At 65.0% G+C, this 19,147-nt stretch carries 13 protein-coding genes; 9 read left to right on the top strand and 4 right to left on the bottom strand.

Annotated features, from left to right (window positions below; genetic code table 11):
* Positions 1-11: 11 nt before the first annotated feature.
* From lldR to CEK69_RS03285, 3 genes are all read right to left on the bottom strand, one after another.
* Complete coding sequence (gene lldR, locus CEK69_RS03295) at positions 12-812, bottom strand: transcriptional regulator LldR (RefSeq protein WP_152243831.1); 801 nt, start codon at positions 810-812, stop codon at positions 12-14.
* A 103-nt stretch (positions 813-915) separates the two neighbouring features.
* Positions 916-1,371 carry a DUF2214 family protein gene (locus CEK69_RS03290; RefSeq protein ID WP_152243829.1) on the bottom strand — a complete coding sequence of 152 codons (456 nt, stop codon included), beginning with the start codon at positions 1,369-1,371 and terminating at the stop codon, positions 916-918.
* A 10-nt stretch (positions 1,372-1,381) separates the two neighbouring features.
* Positions 1,382-1,963 (bottom strand): PEMT/PEM2 methyltransferase family protein, encoded by a 582-nt coding sequence (locus CEK69_RS03285; RefSeq protein ID WP_051067643.1) that lies wholly within the window; start codon positions 1,961-1,963, stop codon positions 1,382-1,384.
* Between the two features lie 224 nt (positions 1,964-2,187).
* On the opposite strand from CEK69_RS03285, the gene CEK69_RS03280 reads away from it, so the two are divergent.
* From CEK69_RS03280 to fabV, 3 genes are all read left to right on the top strand, one after another.
* Positions 2,188-3,285: a histidine kinase gene (locus CEK69_RS03280; protein ID WP_152243827.1), complete on the top strand. Its 1,098-nt coding sequence runs from the start codon at positions 2,188-2,190 to the stop codon at positions 3,283-3,285.
* Positions 3,282-3,914 (top strand): response regulator transcription factor, encoded by a 633-nt coding sequence (locus tag CEK69_RS03275; RefSeq protein ID WP_017910062.1) that lies wholly within the window; start codon positions 3,282-3,284, stop codon positions 3,912-3,914. Before CEK69_RS03280 ends, CEK69_RS03275 begins: the two co-directional genes overlap by 4 nt.
* Before the next feature lie 352 nt (positions 3,915-4,266).
* Complete coding sequence (gene fabV / locus CEK69_RS03270) at positions 4,267-5,472, top strand: enoyl-ACP reductase FabV (RefSeq protein WP_017910061.1); 1,206 nt, start codon at positions 4,267-4,269, stop codon at positions 5,470-5,472.
* A gap of 351 nt (positions 5,473-5,823) precedes the next feature.
* On the opposite strand, the gene CEK69_RS03265 is transcribed toward fabV, so the two are convergent.
* Entirely contained in the window at positions 5,824-6,846 is a 1,023-nt protein-coding gene (locus CEK69_RS03265) for a sugar kinase (protein WP_152243825.1), read from the bottom strand.
* 295 nt (positions 6,847-7,141) lie between these two features.
* On the opposite strand from CEK69_RS03265, the gene CEK69_RS03260 reads away from it, so the two are divergent.
* The 6 genes from CEK69_RS03260 to CEK69_RS03230 form a co-directional block, all read left to right on the top strand.
* Positions 7,142-9,919 (top strand): TonB-dependent receptor, encoded by a 2,778-nt coding sequence (locus tag CEK69_RS03260; RefSeq protein ID WP_193313879.1) that lies wholly within the window; start codon positions 7,142-7,144, stop codon positions 9,917-9,919.
* Positions 9,920-10,364: 445 nt separating this feature from the next.
* Complete coding sequence (locus tag CEK69_RS03255) at positions 10,365-14,153, top strand: LamG-like jellyroll fold domain-containing protein (protein ID WP_152243823.1); 3,789 nt, start codon at positions 10,365-10,367, stop codon at positions 14,151-14,153.
* A 433-nt stretch (positions 14,154-14,586) separates the two neighbouring features.
* On the top strand, positions 14,587-15,396 hold the full coding sequence (locus CEK69_RS03250; protein WP_152243821.1) for a hypothetical protein: 810 nt from the start codon (positions 14,587-14,589) through the stop codon (positions 15,394-15,396).
* A 688-nt stretch (positions 15,397-16,084) separates the two neighbouring features.
* A complete protein-coding gene (locus CEK69_RS03240) occupies positions 16,085-16,630 on the top strand; it encodes a hypothetical protein (protein ID WP_152243817.1) in 546 nt (181 codons plus the stop codon).
* 123 nt (positions 16,631-16,753) lie between these two features.
* On the top strand, positions 16,754-17,188 hold the full coding sequence (locus CEK69_RS03235) for a hypothetical protein (protein ID WP_152243815.1): 435 nt from the start codon (positions 16,754-16,756) through the stop codon (positions 17,186-17,188).
* A gap of 1,038 nt (positions 17,189-18,226) precedes the next feature.
* Positions 18,227-19,147: DUF6708 domain-containing protein (locus tag CEK69_RS03230; RefSeq protein WP_152243813.1), on the top strand; the 921-nt coding region annotated here is incomplete at its 3' end.

Genomic DNA, 19,147 nt, shown 5'->3' with positions numbered 1-19,147 from the left:
GGGCAGGGCGGTCAGGGAGAGGAGGGGAGGCGCGAGGCACGGGCGCGGCGCGCATCGTCCTCGTCGAGGGTGCGCAGCGCGCTGTGCACGAATTCCAGGTGGGCGTGCGCGGCGGCGCGGGCGCGTTCGGGGTCGCCGGCCAGGATCGCGTCGCGCAGGGCGCGGTGCTGGGCGAGCAGGGCGGAGAAGATGCGCGGCGATTCGAACAGCTGTTGCCGGCTCTGCGAGATGTTGGCCTGCAGCAGGTCGAACAGCCCGCGCATCACCTGCAGCAGCACCCGGTTGTGGGTGGCCTCGGCGATGGCCAGGTGGAAATCGGCGTCGGCGTGCGCCTGCGCCGCCGCATCGGCCTGCGCATGGGTCTGCAGCAGCGCCTCGTAGGCCGCCTCGATGCGCGCGCGGTCGTCGTCGGTGGCGCGCAGCGCCGCATGCCAGGCGGTGGCGCCTTCCAGCGCATGGCGCGCTTCCAGCACGTCGAAGCGGTACTCCGGGTCGGCATGCAGCAACGGCAGGAACGGCTGCAGCGGCGCCACCACCTGGTCTTCCGGGGTCGGCGGCCGTTGCACGTAGGTGCCGCCGCCCACCCGGGCCCGCAGCAGCCCCTGGCTGGCGAGTTGCGCGATGGCCTCGCGCAGCACCGGGCGCGAGACGCCCAGTTCCGCGGCGAGGGCCCGCTCGGCGGGCAGGCGCGCGTCGACCGCCAGGCCGCGTTGCGCGATCAGCGTGCGCAACTGCGCGGCGACCCGGTCGCTGAGGCGGGCAGGGGACTGGCCGGCTGCAGCGGTGGCGGCAGTTTTAAGACTATTGGTCATACCAATAAACTGGCGGAGCGCGAATGGTGTGGCCATTAGGCGCCTGGTATCGCACCACGTCAATGGTTGCAGCGATGCGCGCCACCAAAATTGGTAATACCAATCATAGTATACCGTAACGTGCCATCGCCGCAGCCAGCACCACCAGCACCGCCAACAGGCCCAGTTCCACCCCGATCAACCGCTGCAGCGTGCGCACCTGTGCCGTGTCCGGCGCCCACGTCGGCTGCAGCCGCGCCTGCCGGCGCCAGCGCAGCAGGCGCAGCGTCGGCACCAGCGAGAGCAGGCCGATCGTCGCGAAGGCGCCGAGCTTGGCCCAGAACCAGGGGTTGTGCAGGTAGTAGTCCGCGCCTTTGAGCCCGTAGCGCACGCGCAGGGCACCGACCACCAGGATCAGCAGCGCGGCCAGCCCGTAGCCGGCGTCGGCGCGGACCAGCCGCGCCAGTTGGTGGCGGTCCAGCGGCGCACGCAGCAGGGTCCATTCCGCCACCAGCGTGGCGATCAGCAGCAGCATCGCCAGGTGGTGCAGGCTGGCCAGGATCAGGTCGCGCAGCGCCATCGCGGCGGCCTCACCACACCCACGGCAGCAGCCGCCAGCTGTGCGCGGCGTAGTCGGGATACTCCTCGGGGAAGGCCTGGGTCAGCATCGCCTCCTCGACCCGGATGCGGCGCAGGAACGCCCAGGTCACCGGCAGCACGATCGCCAGCAGCGACAGCACGTTGCCCATGCCCAGCGCCAGCCCGTAGAACGCCAGCAGCGCGCCGGTGTACGAGGGATGCCGCAGATAGCGGTACGGCCCGTGGCGGACCAGGCGGTGGCCTTCCTGGATGGTCACGTCGACGGTGAACCAGCGCGCCAGCACCCGGATCGACCACAGCCGCAGCGCCAGCCCGCCGGCCAGCAGCGCGCAGGCCAACCAGCGCAGCGGTTCGCGCAAGTGCGGCGCATAGCGCCACACGCCGAGCAGCGACAGCAGCGCGCCCAGCGCCACCGCGCCGTACAGCACGCGCCACAGCAGGCGCAGCGTGCCCTGGTCGCGCGCACCGCCATCGGCGGCGCGACGGCGGCGGCTGAGCAGCATCTCGTAGGCGCCCCAGCCCAGGCCGAGCAGCATGAACAGCAGATCCGGATGGCGCAGGGTCAGGAGCATGACGGTGTTCCTCATGGCGGCGTGCACCACGCATTGCGTGGCAGGGTGGATGAACCGGGCCCGTCCTGCGTGCCGATCGTCCGGCACCCGGCAGGGCATGGACGCAGTGTGGCGCCATCGGGGTGGCGCGGCAGTGGCCGCTGGTCATGCCGTCCGCCTGCCGGAAGTCACTTTCTGCGCCTGCCCCATTGCCGCGGCGTCGGCACGCGGTCAGCATCCGTCGCATGACTCGATTCCTGCGCGATCTGATCGAACCCAAGCGCCTGGCCGGGTTGCTGACCGTGGCCACCGTGCTGTGGTCGTTCCAGTTCGCGCCGCATGCGCTGGTGGCCTGGCGCTGGACTGCGGCGGCGCTGTTCCTGCTGCCGCTGCTCGGCGCGCACTACCTGCCCGGGCGCTGGCGCGATGTCGCGCTGTGGGTCGAGGCAGCCGCGGCGATGGCCCTGGTCTGGCTGGAGCCGCACGTCGGCACCGCGCCGGTGCTGCTGGTGGTGGTGGTCGCGCAGGTGGCGCTGCAGTGGCCGCCGCGCCCAGTGCTGGCGCTGGCGCTGCTGGCCAACCTGGGTACGTTCCTGGCGCTGTCCGCCGCCGGCATCAGGCATCCGCTGCTGACCACGCTGATCTACGCCGGCTTCCACGCCTTCGCCGGCCTCAGCGCGCACTACGCGCGCACTGCCGAGTTGGCGCGCGAGGCGCTGGCGCGGGTCAACGCCGACCTGCTGGCCACCCGTGCGCTGCTCGCCGACAGCACCCGCGATGCCGAGCGCCTGCGCCTGGCGCGCGAACTGCACGACGTGGCCGGGCACAAGCTCACCGCCCTGCGCATCCAGTTGCGCCTGTTGCTGGCCGATCCGGCGCTGGCGCAACGCCCGGAGGTGGCGACGGTGGAGCGGCTGTCCGGCGAACTGCTGGCCGACATCCGCGCAGTGGTGCAGTCGCTGCGCGACGACCGCGGGGTGGACCTGGAGACCGCGCTGTGTGCCCTGGCCGCGCCGTTCCCGCGGCCGCAACTGCAGCTGCAGATCGATCCGGCGCTGCGCATCACCGATCCGCATCTGGCCGAGACCCTGCTGCGGCTGGTGCAGGAAGCGCTGACCAACGCCGCCCGGCATGCCGACGCGGCGCATGTGCGGGTGCGCCTGGGCCAGGAGCGGCAGCAGCTGTGCCTGGACATCGAGGACGACGGCCACCGCGCCGAGCGCATCCGCGAGGGCAACGGCATCGCCGGCATGCGCGAGCGTCTGGCAGCGCTGCATGGGCGCCTGGAACTGGGCCGCACGCCGCTCGGCGGCATGCAGCTGAGCGCGAGGCTGCCGCTGTGAGCGCGCTGCGGATCGCCCTGGCCGACGATCAGGTGCTGGTGCGCGCCGGCCTGCGCGCGCTGTTGCAGACCCAGGGCATCGTCGTCGCCTGCGAGGCCGACGACGGCCAGGCCTTGCTCGACGTGGTGGCGGCCACGCCGGTGGACGTGGTGCTCAGCGACATCCGCATGCCCGGCATGGACGGCATCCAGGCGCTGCAGCAGTTGCGCGCGCGCGGCGACCGCACGCCGGTGCTGCTGCTCACCACCTTCGACGAATCCGATCTGCTGCTGCGCGCCACCGCCGCCGGCGCGCAGGGCTTCCTGCTCAAGGACGCCGCACCGGAGGACCTGCGCGAGGCGATCGCGCGCGTGGCCGCCGGCGAGACCCTGCTGCAGCCGGTCAGCACCGACCCGGTGCGCGCGCGCTACCGCTACCGCGACGAGGACGCACCGCGCGACACCTTCAACGAACGCGAAGTGGCGATCCTGCGCCTGCTCGCCGGCGGCTACTCCAACAAGGAGATCGCGCGCAGCCTGTTCCTGGCCGAGGGTACGGTGAAGAACTACGTCTCCACCATCCTCGACAAGCTCGGCACCCGCGACCGCACCCGCGCCGTGCTCAAGGCGATCACCTTGCGCATCATCTGAGCGCGCACAAGCGGCAGCGCCGCGGCGGCCACCGGCAGCACGTCGCGACTGAAGCCCCTTCAACAACGGTGCCACCGTGCCGTGCCGCGGCCTGCCGCAGGAGCGGCTTCAGCCGCGACAACCGATGGCGCGATTGCGGCTCGCCGATCAGCTGTTTCCCTCCAGCCAGCACGACATCCGCCGCCACGACGCCGCCCCTGTGGGAGCGACCTCAGTCGCGACGCGACCCATCCGAACGCGCGCGCACGCCCGCAGTACGCTCCATACCCCGCCGTGTGCTAACACCGGGACTTCTGCACACCCGCCGCAGACATTAAGATGCCGCGGGCATTGTGCCGACGAGGAATTCACGTTGATCATCCATCCGAAAGTCCGCGGTTTCATCTGCACCACCACGCATCCGCTCGGCTGCGAGCGCAACGTGCTCGAGCAGATCGCCGCCACGCGCGCGCGCGGCGTGCGCCACGACGGGCCAAAGAACGTGCTGGTGATCGGCGCGTCCAGCGGCTACGGCCTGGCCTCGCGCATCACCGCCGCGTTCGGCTTCGGCGCCGCCACCCTCGGCGTGTTCTTCGAAAAGCCCGGCAGCGAGAAGAAGGCCGGCACCGCCGGCTGGTACAACGCCGCCGCCTTCGACAAGCAGGCCAAGGCCGCCGGCCTGTACAGCAAGTCGATCAACGGCGACGCGTTCTCCGACGAGGCGCGCGCCAAGGTCATCGAACTGATCAAGCAGGACATGGGCGGCCAGGTCGACCTGGTGGTGTATTCGCTGGCCTCGCCGGTGCGCAAGCTGCCGGGCACCGGCGAAGTGAAGCGCTCGGCGCTCAAGCCGATCGGCCAGACCTACACCGCCACCGCCATCGACACCAACAAGGACGCCATCATCGAGGCCTCGATCGAGCCGGCCACCGAGCAGGAGATCGAAGACACCGTCACCGTGATGGGCGGCCAGGACTGGGAACTGTGGATCGACGCGCTGGACGCCGCCGGCGTGCTCGCCCCGGGCGCGCGCACCGTCGCCTTCAGCTACATCGGCACCGAGATCACCTGGCCGATCTACTGGCACGGCGCGCTGGGCAAGGCCAAGGTCGACCTCGACCAGACCGCGCAGCGCCTGCACGCGCGCCTGCAACAACACGGCGGCGCGGCCAATGTGGCGGTGCTGAAATCGGTGGTGACCCAGGCCAGCGCGGCGATCCCGGTGATGCCGCTGTACATCTCCATGGTCTACAAGATCATGAAGGAAAAGGGCCTGCACGAAGGCACCATCGAACAGGCCGACCGTCTGTTCCGCGAACGCCTGTACCGCGAGGACGGCCAGCCGGCCGCCACCGACGACGAGAACCGCTTGCGCCTGGACGACTGGGAACTGCGCGACGACGTGCAGGATGCCTGCAAGGCGCTGTGGCCGCAGGTGACCACCGAGAACCTGTTCCAGCTCACCGACTACGCCGGCTACAAGCACGAGTTCCTCAAGCTGTTCGGCTTCGAGCGCAAGGACGTGGACTACGACGCCGAGGTCGATCCCGACGTCAAGTTCGATTGCGTGGAGCTCTGAGGAGCGGGGAGTCGGGAGTGGGGATTCGGGCGTCGTGTTGATCCCGGATCCAGGACAGAGCATGCGGCCGGCAGCGATGTCGGCCGTTTTCTTTTGCGCTGACGGCGAGGCAGCGGTGGCGGCACGCCGACCGAATCGCGTCGGGACTGAAGTCCCTCCCACAAAGACCTCATCCATCCCCGCGATATCTGCTGTAGGAGAGGCTTCAGCCGCGACAATCGAAGCCGTGGTGCTGGAATTGCCAGCACCCCCACGACAAAAACCCCGCCACAGCGCAACGCCAATCCGCACGCAAACCCCGCAGCGCCAGCGCTTCTACGATTCCCCACTCCCCATTCCCCACTCCCGGCTTCACCGCCTCACATCGAACCGCGTCGCCCCCACACACGCCTGCACCTCGGCCTCGCTCAGCGCCAGCACGTCGCCCGGCAGCGTGTGCTTGAGGCAGCCGGCGGCCAGGCCGAAGCGGATCGTGGCGGTGTCGTCCCAGCCACGGCTCAGCCCGTGCAGCACGCCGGCGGCGAAGGCGTCGCCGCCGCCGATGCGGTCGACGATGCCGCTCAGCTCCTCGGCCGGTGCCTGCGCGACGCTGCCGTCGCGGCGCAGCAGCATCGCGCCCAGGCTGTGCCGGTCCACGCTGTGCGCCACGCGCTGGGTGCAGGCCATCGCCTGCAGCTGCGGGAACGCGGCGAAGGCGTCGCGCGCGCCCGCTTCCACCCGCGCCTGCACGCTGTCCTGCGGGTAGCGGTGGCCCAGCACCACCTCCAGGTCGCGGTGGTCGGCGAACAGCACGTCCGCCTGCGCCAGCAGCTGGCGCAGGATGCCCGGCGCATCGCCGTTCCAGGCCTCCCATAGCTTGGGGCGGTAGTTGCCGTCGAACGACACCTGCACCCCGGCCGCGCGTGCCGCCTGCGCGGCCGCCAGCGCCGCGGCCGCGCCGCGTTCGCCCAGCGCCGGGGTCACCCCGGACAGGTGCAGCCACTGCGCGCCCCGCAGCAGCGCCGGCCAGTCGTGCCGGTCGCCCGCATCCAGCGCGAAGGCCGAGCCGGCGCGGTCGTAGGTGACCTCGCTGGGGCGGTGCCCGGCGCCGGTGCTGAGGAAGTACAGGCCCATGCGCCCGGGCACGAAGCGCACCCCGCTGGTGTCCACGCCATGCCGGCGCAGTTCGCCGGCCGCGGCCTGGCCCAGCGGGTTGTCCGGCAGCACGCTGACCACCGAGACGGCGTGGCCGAAATGCGCCAGCGCCACGCCCACGTTGGCCTCGGCACCGCCCACCTGCACCTGCAGCCGCGGCGTCTGCAGCAGCCGTTCGTGGCCGGGCGCGCCCAGGCGCAGCAACAGTTCGCCGAAGCAGACGATGCGGGAAACGGTCATGGCAAGCGGGTCCGGCAGCCGAAGGGACGCCAAGCATGCCGCGAAATGCAAACGCCGACCAGAAAAAGTGACTAGCGGTGTCATTTTTGTGCGGCAGCAGGCGCTTCGGCACTGGCCGACGTCGCGATCCTGCGCTATCTCATTGACTGAAAAGACCCTCGGGTCGCCGGGTACTCTGTTGCGCTGCAAGATGCCGGGATGTTTCGCAACTGTTAACGTTGGTTTTGACCAGCGGTGTCATTTGCGACAACGCCCGCAGTTCCACGCCGTCATGTAACCCTTGGGAGGGGAGGACATGCAATCACGTACCGAACGCCGGAAGACACCGGTTACCTTGCTCGCGCTGTCGATCGGCCTGGCCCTGCAGGCCGGTGCCCTGCAGGCACAGGAAGCGCCGGCGTCCGCGCCGCCCGCCGCGGCCTCGGCCGATGCCACCACCGAGCTCGACACCGTCGTCGTCACCGGTTACCGCGCCAGCGTGGAGAAGGCGCTGGACATCAAGCGCGCCGAAAAGGGCATGGTCGACGCCATCGTCGCCGAGGACGTGGGCAAGTTCCCGGACACCAACCTGGCCGAATCGCTGCAGCGCATCCCCGGCGTGGTCATCACCCGCGACGCCGGCGAAGGCCGCAACATCTCCGTGCGCGGCCTCGGCCCGGACTTCACCCGCGTGCGCATCAACGGCATGGAAGCGCTGACCACGGTCGGTGCCAGTGATCAGAGCGGCGGCACCAACCGCGGCCGCGGCTTCGACTTCAACGTGTTCGCCTCGGACCTGTTCACCCAGATGGTGGTGCGCAAGACCGCCTCGGCCGACGTCGAGGAAGGCTCGCTGGGCGCCACGGTCGACCTGCGCACCGCGCGGCCGTTCGACTACGACGGCTTCACCTTCGCCGCCAACGGCCAGGCCACCTACAACGGCATGTCGCAGAAGGCCGATCCGCGCATCGCCGCACTGGTCGCCAACACCTGGGCCGACGGCACCTTCGGTGCGCTGATGTCGGTGGCCTATTCCGAGCGCCAGGTGCTCGAGGAAGGCAGCGGCACCACGCGCTGGGCCAACGGCCCGAGCAACAACGGCTACAGACCCACCTCGCCGTTCGCCGCCGCCAACAGCGCCAACGTGTTCAGCCCGCGCATCCCGCGCTACACGCAGATGGAGCACGAGCAGAACCGCCTGGGCGTGACCGGCTCGCTGCAGTGGAAGCCCAACGACAGCACCGAGTTCTCGCTGGACGGCCTGTACTCGAAGATCGATGCCAAGCGCGACGAGCACTACATCGAGGCGATCAGCTTCAGTCGCGGCCGCTCGCAGAACGGCAAGCCGGACATGATCGTGCGCGACGGCTACGTCGACCCGGCCTCCGGTGCGCTGCTGTACGGCCGCTTCGACAACACCGACATCCGCTCGGAGAACCGCCACGACGAGTGGAACACGGTCTTCAAGCAGCTCACCCTCAACGGCGAGCACCGTTTCAGCGACACCTTCAAGATCACCGGCGAGATCGGCACCTCCAGTTCCAAGCACCGGAACCCGATCCAGACCACGGTGATCATGGACAAGAACAACGTTGCCGGTTACAGCTACGACTACCGCAACAGCTACACCTCGCCGGTGTTCAACTACGGCATCGACCCGACCGCCGCCAATGGCTGGACCCTGGCCGAAGTGCGCATGCGTCCGCAGTCGGCCAACAACAGCTTCGACACCGGCTCGCTGAACTTCGAGTGGAACCTGGGCACCAACTTCACCCTCAAGGGCGGCGTGCTGGCCAAGAACTACGGCTTCGACACCAAGGAGTTCCGTCGCGCGTCCGAGACCAGCGTGCCGACCTTCGCCACCGGCAACCGCATCGTGCCGGTCGACCTGGTGACGCTGGCCGGGCTCAAGGGCATCGAGGGCACGCCGTCGAACTGGGCGGTGCCCGACCTCAACGGCATCGCCGATGCGCTGGGCATCTACAGCGGCACCGGCACCTGGACGCTGACCGAGCGCGCGGTCAACACCCGCAGCGTGGAAGAGAAGGACCGCGGCGCCTGGTTGATGGGCGACTTCGCCTTCGACATCGGCGCGATCCCGTTCTCCGGCAACATCGGCGTGCGCTACGTGAAGACCAACCAGTCTTCCACCGGCTACGCCCTGGTCGGCTCGAACCTGATCAACACCACGGTCGAGCGCGACTACCACGACACCCTGCCGTCGCTGAACCTGGTCGCCGAGATCACCCCGGACTTCCTGATCCGCTTCGGCGCCGCCAAGGTGATGACGCGACCGGGCCTGGGCAGCCTGACCCCGGGCGTGACCGTCGCCGTCGCCGGCGGCGCGCGCACGGTCAGCGGCGGCAATCCGAACCTGGATCCGATCCGCGCCAAGACCGCCGACCTCGGCTTCGAGTGGTACCTGCAGGAAGGCGCGATGCTCGGCCTGGCGCTGTTCTACAAGGACATCGACAGCTTCGTGCAGACCGCGCGCACCATCGCCCCGTACTCCAGCAGCGGCCTGCCGGTCAGCCTGCTCGACGGCACCGGCGCGGCGGCCACCGACGACTTCGTCTTCAGCGTGCCGCTCAACACCCCGGGCGGCAAGCTGAAGGGCGCCGAGTTCAACTACATCCAGCCCTTCAGCTTCCTGCCGGGCAAGTGGGCCAACTTCGGCACCCAGCTGAACTACACCTACGTGCAGTCCAAGATCCAGTACGTCACCGGCACCGGCGCGCTGTCGTTCAACACCGACCTCACCGGCCTGTCCAAGAACTCGTACAACGCCACGCTGTTCTACGAAGGCGAGCGCTTCAGCGGCCGCGTGTCGCTGACCCACCGCGACGGCTACCTGACCCAGGTGCCGGCCACGGAAACCGGCTTCGACATGCACGGCATGCGTGGCACCAATGTCGTGGACGCCAAGCTGACCTACAAGATCGACGAGAAGATCGACATCAGCCTGGAAGGGTCGAACCTGACCAACGTGCCGTACTACGAGTGGGTGCAGACCAGCGCCACCGGCGCGCAGCTGCCGCTGACCTACAGCGAGACCGGCCGGCAGTACGCGATCGGGGTGCGTTACAAGTTCTGAAGACTGCGTTCGCCGGTGCCGCGCTGCGACATCGGCAACGCCCCGCTGCCCGCATACTTGCGGGCCGGGGAGGGAGATCGACGCGCGCCGCCACGGTGCGCGCCGATCGCAAAGGAGCGAGATGAAACAGGCAATATGCGGCAGCGCGGTGGGCGCCGGCGGTGGTGTGTCGGCGATCGGTCCTGGGGTGTGGCGTCGCCTGAAGGCGAAGGCGGTGCACCTGCTTGCGTCCATCGGCTCGTCGCGATTGCCACAGGATGTGCCGGCATCGTGCGTCGTAGTTGAAGCCGCTCCCACAGTGCAGCAACGCACATGTGGGAGCGGCTTCAGCCGCGACGCGCGGTTCCTATCCACTTCGGCAAAGCAAGGCTCTACTGCATACGCCGCCAAATCGCAGAGCCCAGGTCGCATCTCACACCGCCTCGCCCTGCTCTGTGCCCTCGCGTTGCCAGCGATCGCCGCAGCCGCCACCCCCGAACTGCTGTTCCGCGTCTCCGCCGACAGAGGCCTGGACGCCGACGTCGCCCATGGCGACCCCCAACCCAACTTCCGCGACAAGATCGCCCTGGTACCGACCGGCGTGTCCGGGCAGGCCATCGAATGGGCCGACGACGGTGTGCTGTCCTGGAACGCTCCCGGCAACCTCTACACCCAGCGCGGCACGCTGTCGTTCTTCTGGCGCTCGCGCTACCCGGTGGGCGAAGCGCCGTTCGTGATCTTCCGCGTCGGCTACGCCGACCACACCAGCTGGGACATGGCCTGGCTGCGCATCGACTGGAACGGCCACGGCTTCGATGCCTTCGTGACCGACGCCAACCTGGCCCGCACCCGCGTCTCCTTCAAGCTGGACAAGTTCCCCGCACCCAGCGCCTGGACCCACCTGGCCTTCGCCTGGGACGAGACCCGCGGCGTGCGCCTGTACGTGGACGGCAAGGAAGCCGCACGCGTGGACTGCACGCAGGCCTGCGCCGACGGCGGCTCGCTCGACTTCGATGCCGCGCTCGACCAGCTCGGCCTGGCCGCACGCGTGCTGGCGCCGCACCAGGTGCAGAGCCGCTACAACTTCCTGCGCGGCAGCGATTTCGACGAGATCCGCGTCTACGACCGCATGCTCGACGCCGCGGGCGTCGCCGCGCTGGCCCGGCAGCAGGAACCGCGCAGCGCCGAGACCGTGCGCGACAGCGCTGCGCGCAACGCCTGGCTGCACCGCTTCGGCTGGGACCACGGCCGCGCACCGCCGGCGCTGGATGCCCCGTCCACGCGCATCCGCAAGGTCGAGTTCGCCGACGCCAAGGACCTCAAGGAATGGATGTGGAAGGCGACCGACGGCATCGCCGAGACCACCTGGCCCGGCGTCTATAACCGCTCGCGCTTGCCCGGCCGCAACGACTACTTCCAGTTGCCCGACTGGAACGTCTACGTCGAAGGCGGCAAGGCGCTGGACCTGGCCCTGCCCGACGAACCGTTCAACCGCATCGAACTGCGCGGCGCCGCCTATGGCCAGGCCACCTATGCCGCCGATGGTGCGACGCCCACGCCGCTGTTCGCGCGCGCCCAGGGCACCGTGCGCAGCGTCGACCAATTCGAGCGCCGCCGCGGCGGCCATCTGCGCTTCACCAACGTCGCCCAGGAAACCCCGATCCAGGAGATCTGGGCCTACGACGTCGGCGCCGGGGCCGAGCCGGCCCACCCCAGCGCCACGCTGCGCTACACCGTGCGCAGCGACATCGCCCCGGACTACGCCAACCTCGCCGCGCTGCGCGCCTACATCGCCGGGCGCTACCCGCCGGACGAGCGCAGCACCGTGGTCGCGCTGCCGACCAAGGCGCCCTCGCGCAAGCGTGCCGACGAAAAGACCGCGACGCCGCCGCTGCCCATCGTCCACGTGCTCATTCCGTCCAACCTCGGCGACGCACCGGCCGCGCAGCCGCTGATGCGCAGTTGGTCCTATGGCTGGGAGAACATGCACGATGGCCTGGACGGCATCGCCATCGACCTGCCGGCGCTGCAGCTGCCAGCCACGCACAACGGCCTGATCCCGCTCAACCTCCGCGTCAAGGATCCGATCTGGCCCGGCCGCGACATGCTCGACGTGTCGGTCTCGGTCGCGCCCGGGCAGGCGCGCACGCTGTGGCTGGACCTGCGCGACCGCATCCTGACCGACGACAGCCTGATGCTCAGCATCGCCTCGGCCGCGCCCGGCTTCGACGCGCGCGCGCTGGACGGTGCGCAGATCCGCCTGCTGTTCAAGCCGCGCGAGCAGGCCAAGGTCGAGCACATCGCCGACCGCTTCAACCAGGTCAAGGACAACTGGGGCTTCCTGGTCGAGGAACACACCACTTCCAAGCGCCAGCGCCTGTACGCGCGCCTGGATGCCGACATCCACGACCTGCTGCGGGTGGACCCGGACAACGCGCTGGGCCGCCAGTACTGGGCCGACATCAGCTACGGCAACCAGGGCCCGCTGCCGGTGCAACTGCCGCAGCCGCCCAAGGGTGTGCCGGGCTGGGCGTTCTGGCAGCTGGAAGACCTCAAGGCCACGCGCCGCTACATCAACTGGTGGATCGACGAACGCCAGGTCGACTACGGCGACTTCGGCGGCGGCATCTCCGACGATTCCGACCTCACCCAGCAATGGCCCGGCGTCGCCCTGATGGGCGTGGATCCGGACAAGCTCAACGCCTCGCTCACCTCCCTGTCCGACGCCAACTACCGCAACGGCATGTTCACCGACGGCCTCTCCACCATCGAGACCGACGAACTGCATTCCTACGAGGACGGCATCAACATCAACAGCGAAATGCTCTACCTCAACTGGGGCGACCCGCTGACGGTGGAGCGGCTGATGCGCACGGTGAAGGCGTTCGACAACATCATCCAGGTCAACCCGCAGGGCCACCTGCTGTTCGCCAGCAACTGGTTCGGCGGGCGCAAGGTCTACCGCGAACCGAACTGGCAGTGGCAAAAACCCTATTCGTTCCCGATCCTGCACCCGGCGCTGCTGCTGGGCGGCTACAACGCCGACCCCAACAGCCGCCGCATCGTCACCGGCCTGGCCGACGGCTACCTGGCCCACGCCTACACCGACGCCAAGGGCCAGTGGGCGCTGCCCAACGAGATCAACTGGGCCACCGGCAAGACCCGCGGCGGCAGCCTGTTCGACGGCAGCGGCGGCCCCGACACCCTGCACACCTTCTGGGCCGCCTACCGCTGGACCGGCGATGCGCGCTATCTCCAGCCCATCGACTACCGCGTTGCGAAGGCCGGGCCCGGCGGCCTGTCCCTGCTCAACGAGAACTTCCTCGACGTGCTCGGCAAGCGCGACAGCTGGGGCGCCAGCCTGGCCAAGGCGGCGGCCGACGCCGACCCCGACGACGCCCCGGACTTCGCCCACCACGTCGCCTGGGAACAGAGTGGCGACCCGCGCTGGCTGGAAACCCTGTACCGCGCCGAGACCCGCGACAAGCTGCAGACCTTCTACATGAACACCGAAGGCCATTGGTGGAGCGACCGCGTCGAATCGCCGACCGTGAACCTGCAGCGCGCCCGCCTCGGCGGCGTCGCCCTCAAGCGCAACCAGACCTACCCAGGCCACACCGTCAGCTGGCGCTTCGCCGATCCCGAAGGCGCGGTGCAGGTGGCGCTGCTGCTGCCGAAGCCGCGGCAGGATCGCTTCACCGTCATCGGCTACAACACCAGCGGCAAGGCGCAGCGCGCACAGATGACCGGCTGGAATGTCGCGGCTGGGCAGTGGCGCATGCGCGCGGGCGTGGATCGCGATGGCGACGGGAAGATCGATGGCAAGGCCGCCACCCGTGAATTCGCGTTCGAGAAGAGCGGGGCGGTGGATGTGGAGTTCCCGGCAGGGCAGACGGTGGTGATGGAGTTCGAGTTGGTCGCGCCGGCTGCGGTGCCGGTCGAGCTCCGGCCGGATCTGGGGATTGGGCGGGGGGATGTGCGGGTGACCGCGGATGCCATCGAAGTCACCGTGCACAGCCTGGGGCATGTGGATGCGCCGGCGGGGTTCGTGGTGTTGGAAGACGCGCGTGGCCGAGAACTGGCGCGGGCGGCGTTTCCTGCGTTGGGGGCGCCGCGGGATTTGGAGCCGAAGACGGCTCTGGTGCGGTTGGTGGTGCCGGGTGGAAAGAGCGCCAAGGGAGGGCGGGTGCGTGTCGTCACCGAGGGCGATGTGGCGGAACTGACCCAGCGGAATAATGTGGTGGATGTGCCCTGAGTTAGTTAGCGCGTACGTCAACGACGCGCCCTCGCGTAGAGGGTGCCTTCGCCTGAGAGTCCTCCCGACCGACGGTTGCACTTGTCTCCCCAAAAAGTGTGACGTCGTGCTAGAACATTGATGGTCTGGGGAACGGACTTCCATCGGATCTGGTTGAACGGTGAACCACTGCAAAAAGCGTTAACTTGAAAATCGTTCAAGCCGACATCTCCCCGTCGCGTGATTTAATTCAGGCGTTAAGGTTGAAATTAACATTTTTCGCAAATTGACATGGAGGTTAAATGGCTGAAAAAAGTGGCGGGGTATAATAGGGGGTTATATTACACTTCCTTGTTCGCGACCTCATTGAAAGCTCGTTCTGATCCAAGTTCTATCCTGACGCCATTTTATGGGGCGCTGCTTAACACTAGTTCTAGTTGCTCATGGGGGAGACATGGCAATTGATAGAGAGAAGTACGAGAACGGGCTATTCACAGTCCGCTTCATCGGCAAAGACCTAAAAAAGCACGGCGTCAGCATTTACGATCTTGCACAAACATTACTGGCTATGCAACGCATAATTCATAAAGCATACCTTGCTCGGAACGAGCGCCTTGAAAAGGGAGCATTTCCGAACAAAGATGAAAGGCCACTTCTTGCCCTTCAGCTTGGGGAGAGAAAGCGTAGCTCAGATGCGTTTGCGCTTATCCCAATACTTACGGATCCCATGGTGCAGGCGAGCCTTAAGCAGTTGGCAGATTACGTCGCTTCTGGACTGATCGGGTACTACACGGAAAAAGTGATCGAATACGCAAAAAAAGAAAAAGATCAAGACAAGCAAGTGTTCATCGGTTCCATTTACGCTGAGGTAGTAAACATAGCAAATCGCGTAGACGCATCTGGGGGTGTCGAATCGATATCGATTGGGGCGCCGAAGCTTGGACACGAAACAATTGCCGCATTTACCCCCAAAACCAAAGAGTACCTGAGCAGCTTGAAGGGCGAGGTTTATCTTGGTCGGAAGCAGCAGATCAAGGGAAGGGTGTATAAGCTATATCCAGCATCAAAAATTGTCGCAATTCGCCGATCTGGCGGCAAATCAGTCAGCATTTTCCTCAGGGATGAAGATTTTGATACGGTCAGGTACCATCCCGAGGAGAACCCTAGGTTCGCCTTTACTGGTAGACCAAGATTCCAGCTTGGGATTGAGACTAAGGTGATCTCAGAGTTCGAGGCGGAATCAATCGAACATATTGAAAAATGAGCAGCTCAAGCCGACGCCGCTTCGCGGCTCAGCTATTTCCAGCATTAGACTAGATTACACAGCAAGGATATCTCATAGAAAACCAGAGGTCAGAGTGCAATTTTTTCCATGTCCGGACCACTAGAAGTGCACTCTGACCCCAGTTCTGCTGTTTTGGAATCGACTGGGGCAGCGGCTGCAGCTACAGCAGTGCTCTTCCAGAGGATATCGTTGCTCGTCGCTAACGTGTAGGTGGGAGCAACCTAACAAGTCATTCAAGCCGAACCCGCCCCGCGACTCGGCTTAATTCAGGCGATAGGCGGCTGACTAAGTATCCTAGCCAGTGTTGTTTATGTTTCTACAAGGAGAGAAAAATGTCGTGGCATATCAACAGTTCGGTACTAGTTCAAAGCGATGGAAACAAGACTTGGTGGACCACCATTTATGACCCGGGCGATGACGTCCCCGTCTCTGGCATTTACCGTTGCCTGGGTTGCAAGAGAGAAATTACATCCAACAAGGATGACCCATTTCCTCCGCAAAACCATCACCAGCACCAAGCCGGTCAAGGCGCTATTCGCTGGAAACTCAACGTAAGAACAAACACCAATGGGGATTGAGTTGATAGGCACGCCGCCTAACAATTCATTCAAACCGAACCCGCTTCGCGGGTCGGCTTAATTCAAGCGCTAGGCGGCACAGTGAGTTCATGGACATTGATCTAATAGCGAAGATCGCCGCACCGATCTTGTCGCTAATTGTCGCGGCGCTCATCAAGCATTACTTGGAGGGCAAATCGCGCTTAGTGACATATATTGGTCACGTAGCAGCCTTTCCCAACAACAACGCACCGCAGACGCACATGCATAGCGTCGTGCTTCAAAACGCCGGCAAAAAGTCGGCGGCTAATGTACGTGTCCCACACGGGGTACCTTTGACCAGCGTAAGCGTTCAAGTCAATCCCCCAATGTACTACAGCTTTGAACTCAGTCCCTCCGGAACTTTTCAGATCCTGATTCCGACTCTCGCGCCCAAAGAGCAGGTCACGATCTCGTACTTATATCAGGAGCCAACCGTATGGAATCAAGTTTCATGGCCTTCCAAGAGTGATGACGGACTGGCGGAGATTGTTCAGGCAATTCCGGCACCGCGCCCCAACAAACTGATGCGCTACTCCAGCGTCGTCCTTTCGCTGGTAGGGCTTTCGTACATTCTTTATTGGGCGGTTCGTTATGCATTGCAAAGTGCCGCCTAACAATTCATTCAAGCCGACGCCGTTTCGCGGCGCGGCTTAATTCAGGCGTTAGGCCCAATCTAAATAGAGGGGTATTTCATGCCGTCAAAGCAACATACCGGGTCTGCAGGGCAGCTTGCACTCATGTCAGAGTTTGCCTATCGGGGCTATAACGTATCGATTCCCGAGATTGATCAGGGTGATGATGCTTGGGTTATGAATCATAAAAATGGTCATGCATGGAGGCTTCAAGTTAAAACGTCAAGGCCGACCGAACAAAAAGATTCAGCAAGATTCCAGTTCAATATTAAGCTGTCTCAAATCCAGAATGCGCTGCAGCCGGATGTAGTATTTGCGCTGGTTATGCGTGTCAACAATGGGTGGAAGTATCTAATCGTTCACCGCCAAGTCCTCAACAACTATCTGGCGGCGGGCCAACTTGGAAAGCAATCTGGTGCAAACTATGTTATTGCAGTTACATATTTCAGTGCCGGCGCCAAAGCTGGGCAGGTGTGGGCTTCGAAAACCTTAAATCTTTCGCATCACCTCAATGATTGGGCTACTTGGCCAGACGTCTAAAAGCGCGCTTGGCCGCGTCGAAAACAGCGGTCAGAGTGCATTTTTCTTGTATGCAAGGCCACTTAAAGTTAGCTCTGACCCCAGTTCTGGAGTAGAAATGCTGCGAAAACAGGGGTCAGGGTGTACTTTTCTATCTCGCCTCGCGACGCGGCTTAGTTCAAACGAGCGGAAAATAGGGGTCAGAGTGCACTTCATTGTGTACGATAGCTTTGAATTTCACTCTGACCCCAGTTTTTCCAGCTCTCCGCGGCGCGGCTTAGTTCAGATGCTAGGTTTGTGTTGAGACTTCAGACAGACCCTGATGAAAGCCATATCAAGAATTATTTTAGCTATCACCGCGCTTTTCCTGGTGGTTGTACTCCGACAGGTCTCCGTTATTCATGGCGACGGCCCAGGGGGCTTTGGAGAACTTTTACTGAAGGGACTTCTAGCACAGGTCTCAATACTATGCTTTGCCCTTCTCATCGTTTGTCTCCGCCGCGTTTCCAGAGATGTGGCAGCTCCGCGTCTCAGCATGTTCGGTGTCTATCTAACAACCGCAGTTATTACTTTCTCATTTGCGGTATCGCTATTTGACGCTTGCGCCGATGAGAAGGGATACTGCAGGAACTGGGAAATAGCTCTTGCGCATAGGTCCTTAGAACCTGATCCTGTTCCGAAAAAATGGGGGTCAGGCTCGATCAAGAGCGAATCTGACAACATGTGACCAAAACAGGGGTCAGAGTACACTTTTCAAGTAATATGGGGCAAAGTAATGGTCAAAACAAAGTAATGTGGTCAGAGTGCACTTTCTCCGTGATCGGCGATCTAAAAAGTGCGCTCTGACTCCATTTCTACATTTCTACAAGTTGCAGGAAACAGGGGGAAACAGGGGTCGGAGTGCATTTTTATTGTATGCAAGGCAATTTAAAGTTGGCTCTGACGCCAGTTCTGCTTGGCGCCATGTGGTGCCGGACCGCGCAGCGCGGACCGCTGCGCCGCTGCCTTCGAGTGCGTCAGCCGCGGGCTCCACACGCTCATCGTGAATAAACCCTGGCCATGGCCCGAACCAAGAACGACAAGCACCCTGTCTCCGGACTCAAGCCATCGGCATCGGGCCGGCCACTGGGCTTGGCCGATCTCGAGTGGCTCGGCCAGGCGGCCTGCGACGAATTCTTCAAGCTGCACGACAACGAGGTGTTCAGGGGCATCGGCGCCGGGGCGGTGCTCTTGCCGCCACACAGCGTACCGGCCAGCCGATCGCCCAACAGCGGCGGCGCGGTCATCGAGGCGTTTCCGCATGGGCTGGCGTACGGCAGCATGATGACTTTGCTTGTGGGGTATCTTGGCTTTGGCGCCGTCGCTATAGGTTTGCCATTGACCCTGATGCTTGCAAGCGCACTTGGTGATGCCAATGCCTTCACTCCTGCCTTGGTCGGCACTTCAGTCCTATCGGTGTTCGTCTACTTCATGCTCCGCTTCGACCTCATCGGCTACCGCTGCGCACCCACCCTGTTCGACCGCAACGCCGGCAAGGTCCATGTCTTCAAGGACAACACGCGTCTCTTCAGCGGATGGCCGCTCTGGGGCGGGGGCGGCCAACACGAGATCCTCAGCTACGACTGGGCCTGCGTGCGCGCCCAGGTCGTCCGCTTCAAGACCTTCACCGGCACCGTCGCGCAGGACAACACCGCTCTGCAGATGATCGTGCTGGCCGCGCCCGGCGACACCCGCGTGGTCGGCCAGTTTGGCCTGGGCCTGACCAGCAGCGCCATCGCGGTGCAGCCCCTGCTCGATACCTGGGAGCACATCCGCCGCTTCATGGAGCACGAAGGGCCGCTGTTCGTGGAAGGCGACGGACCCAATCAGGCCTTGTTCGAGATGCGCTTGGCGCGCTGCATCTTCTTCGGCCAGCCCTTTATCGGCCCGGGCAGTGCGGAGCATTGGAAGCACCCCGACCTGGGCGCCATCCTCTGGCAG

The sequence above is a fragment of the Xanthomonas sp. LMG 12462 genome, from assembly GCF_009192885.1.
Lineage (GTDB): Bacteria > Pseudomonadota > Gammaproteobacteria > Xanthomonadales > Xanthomonadaceae > Xanthomonas_A > Xanthomonas_A sontii.
Note: the sequence above shows the minus strand (reverse complement) of the source record. Positions and strands in the feature narration are given on the sequence as shown.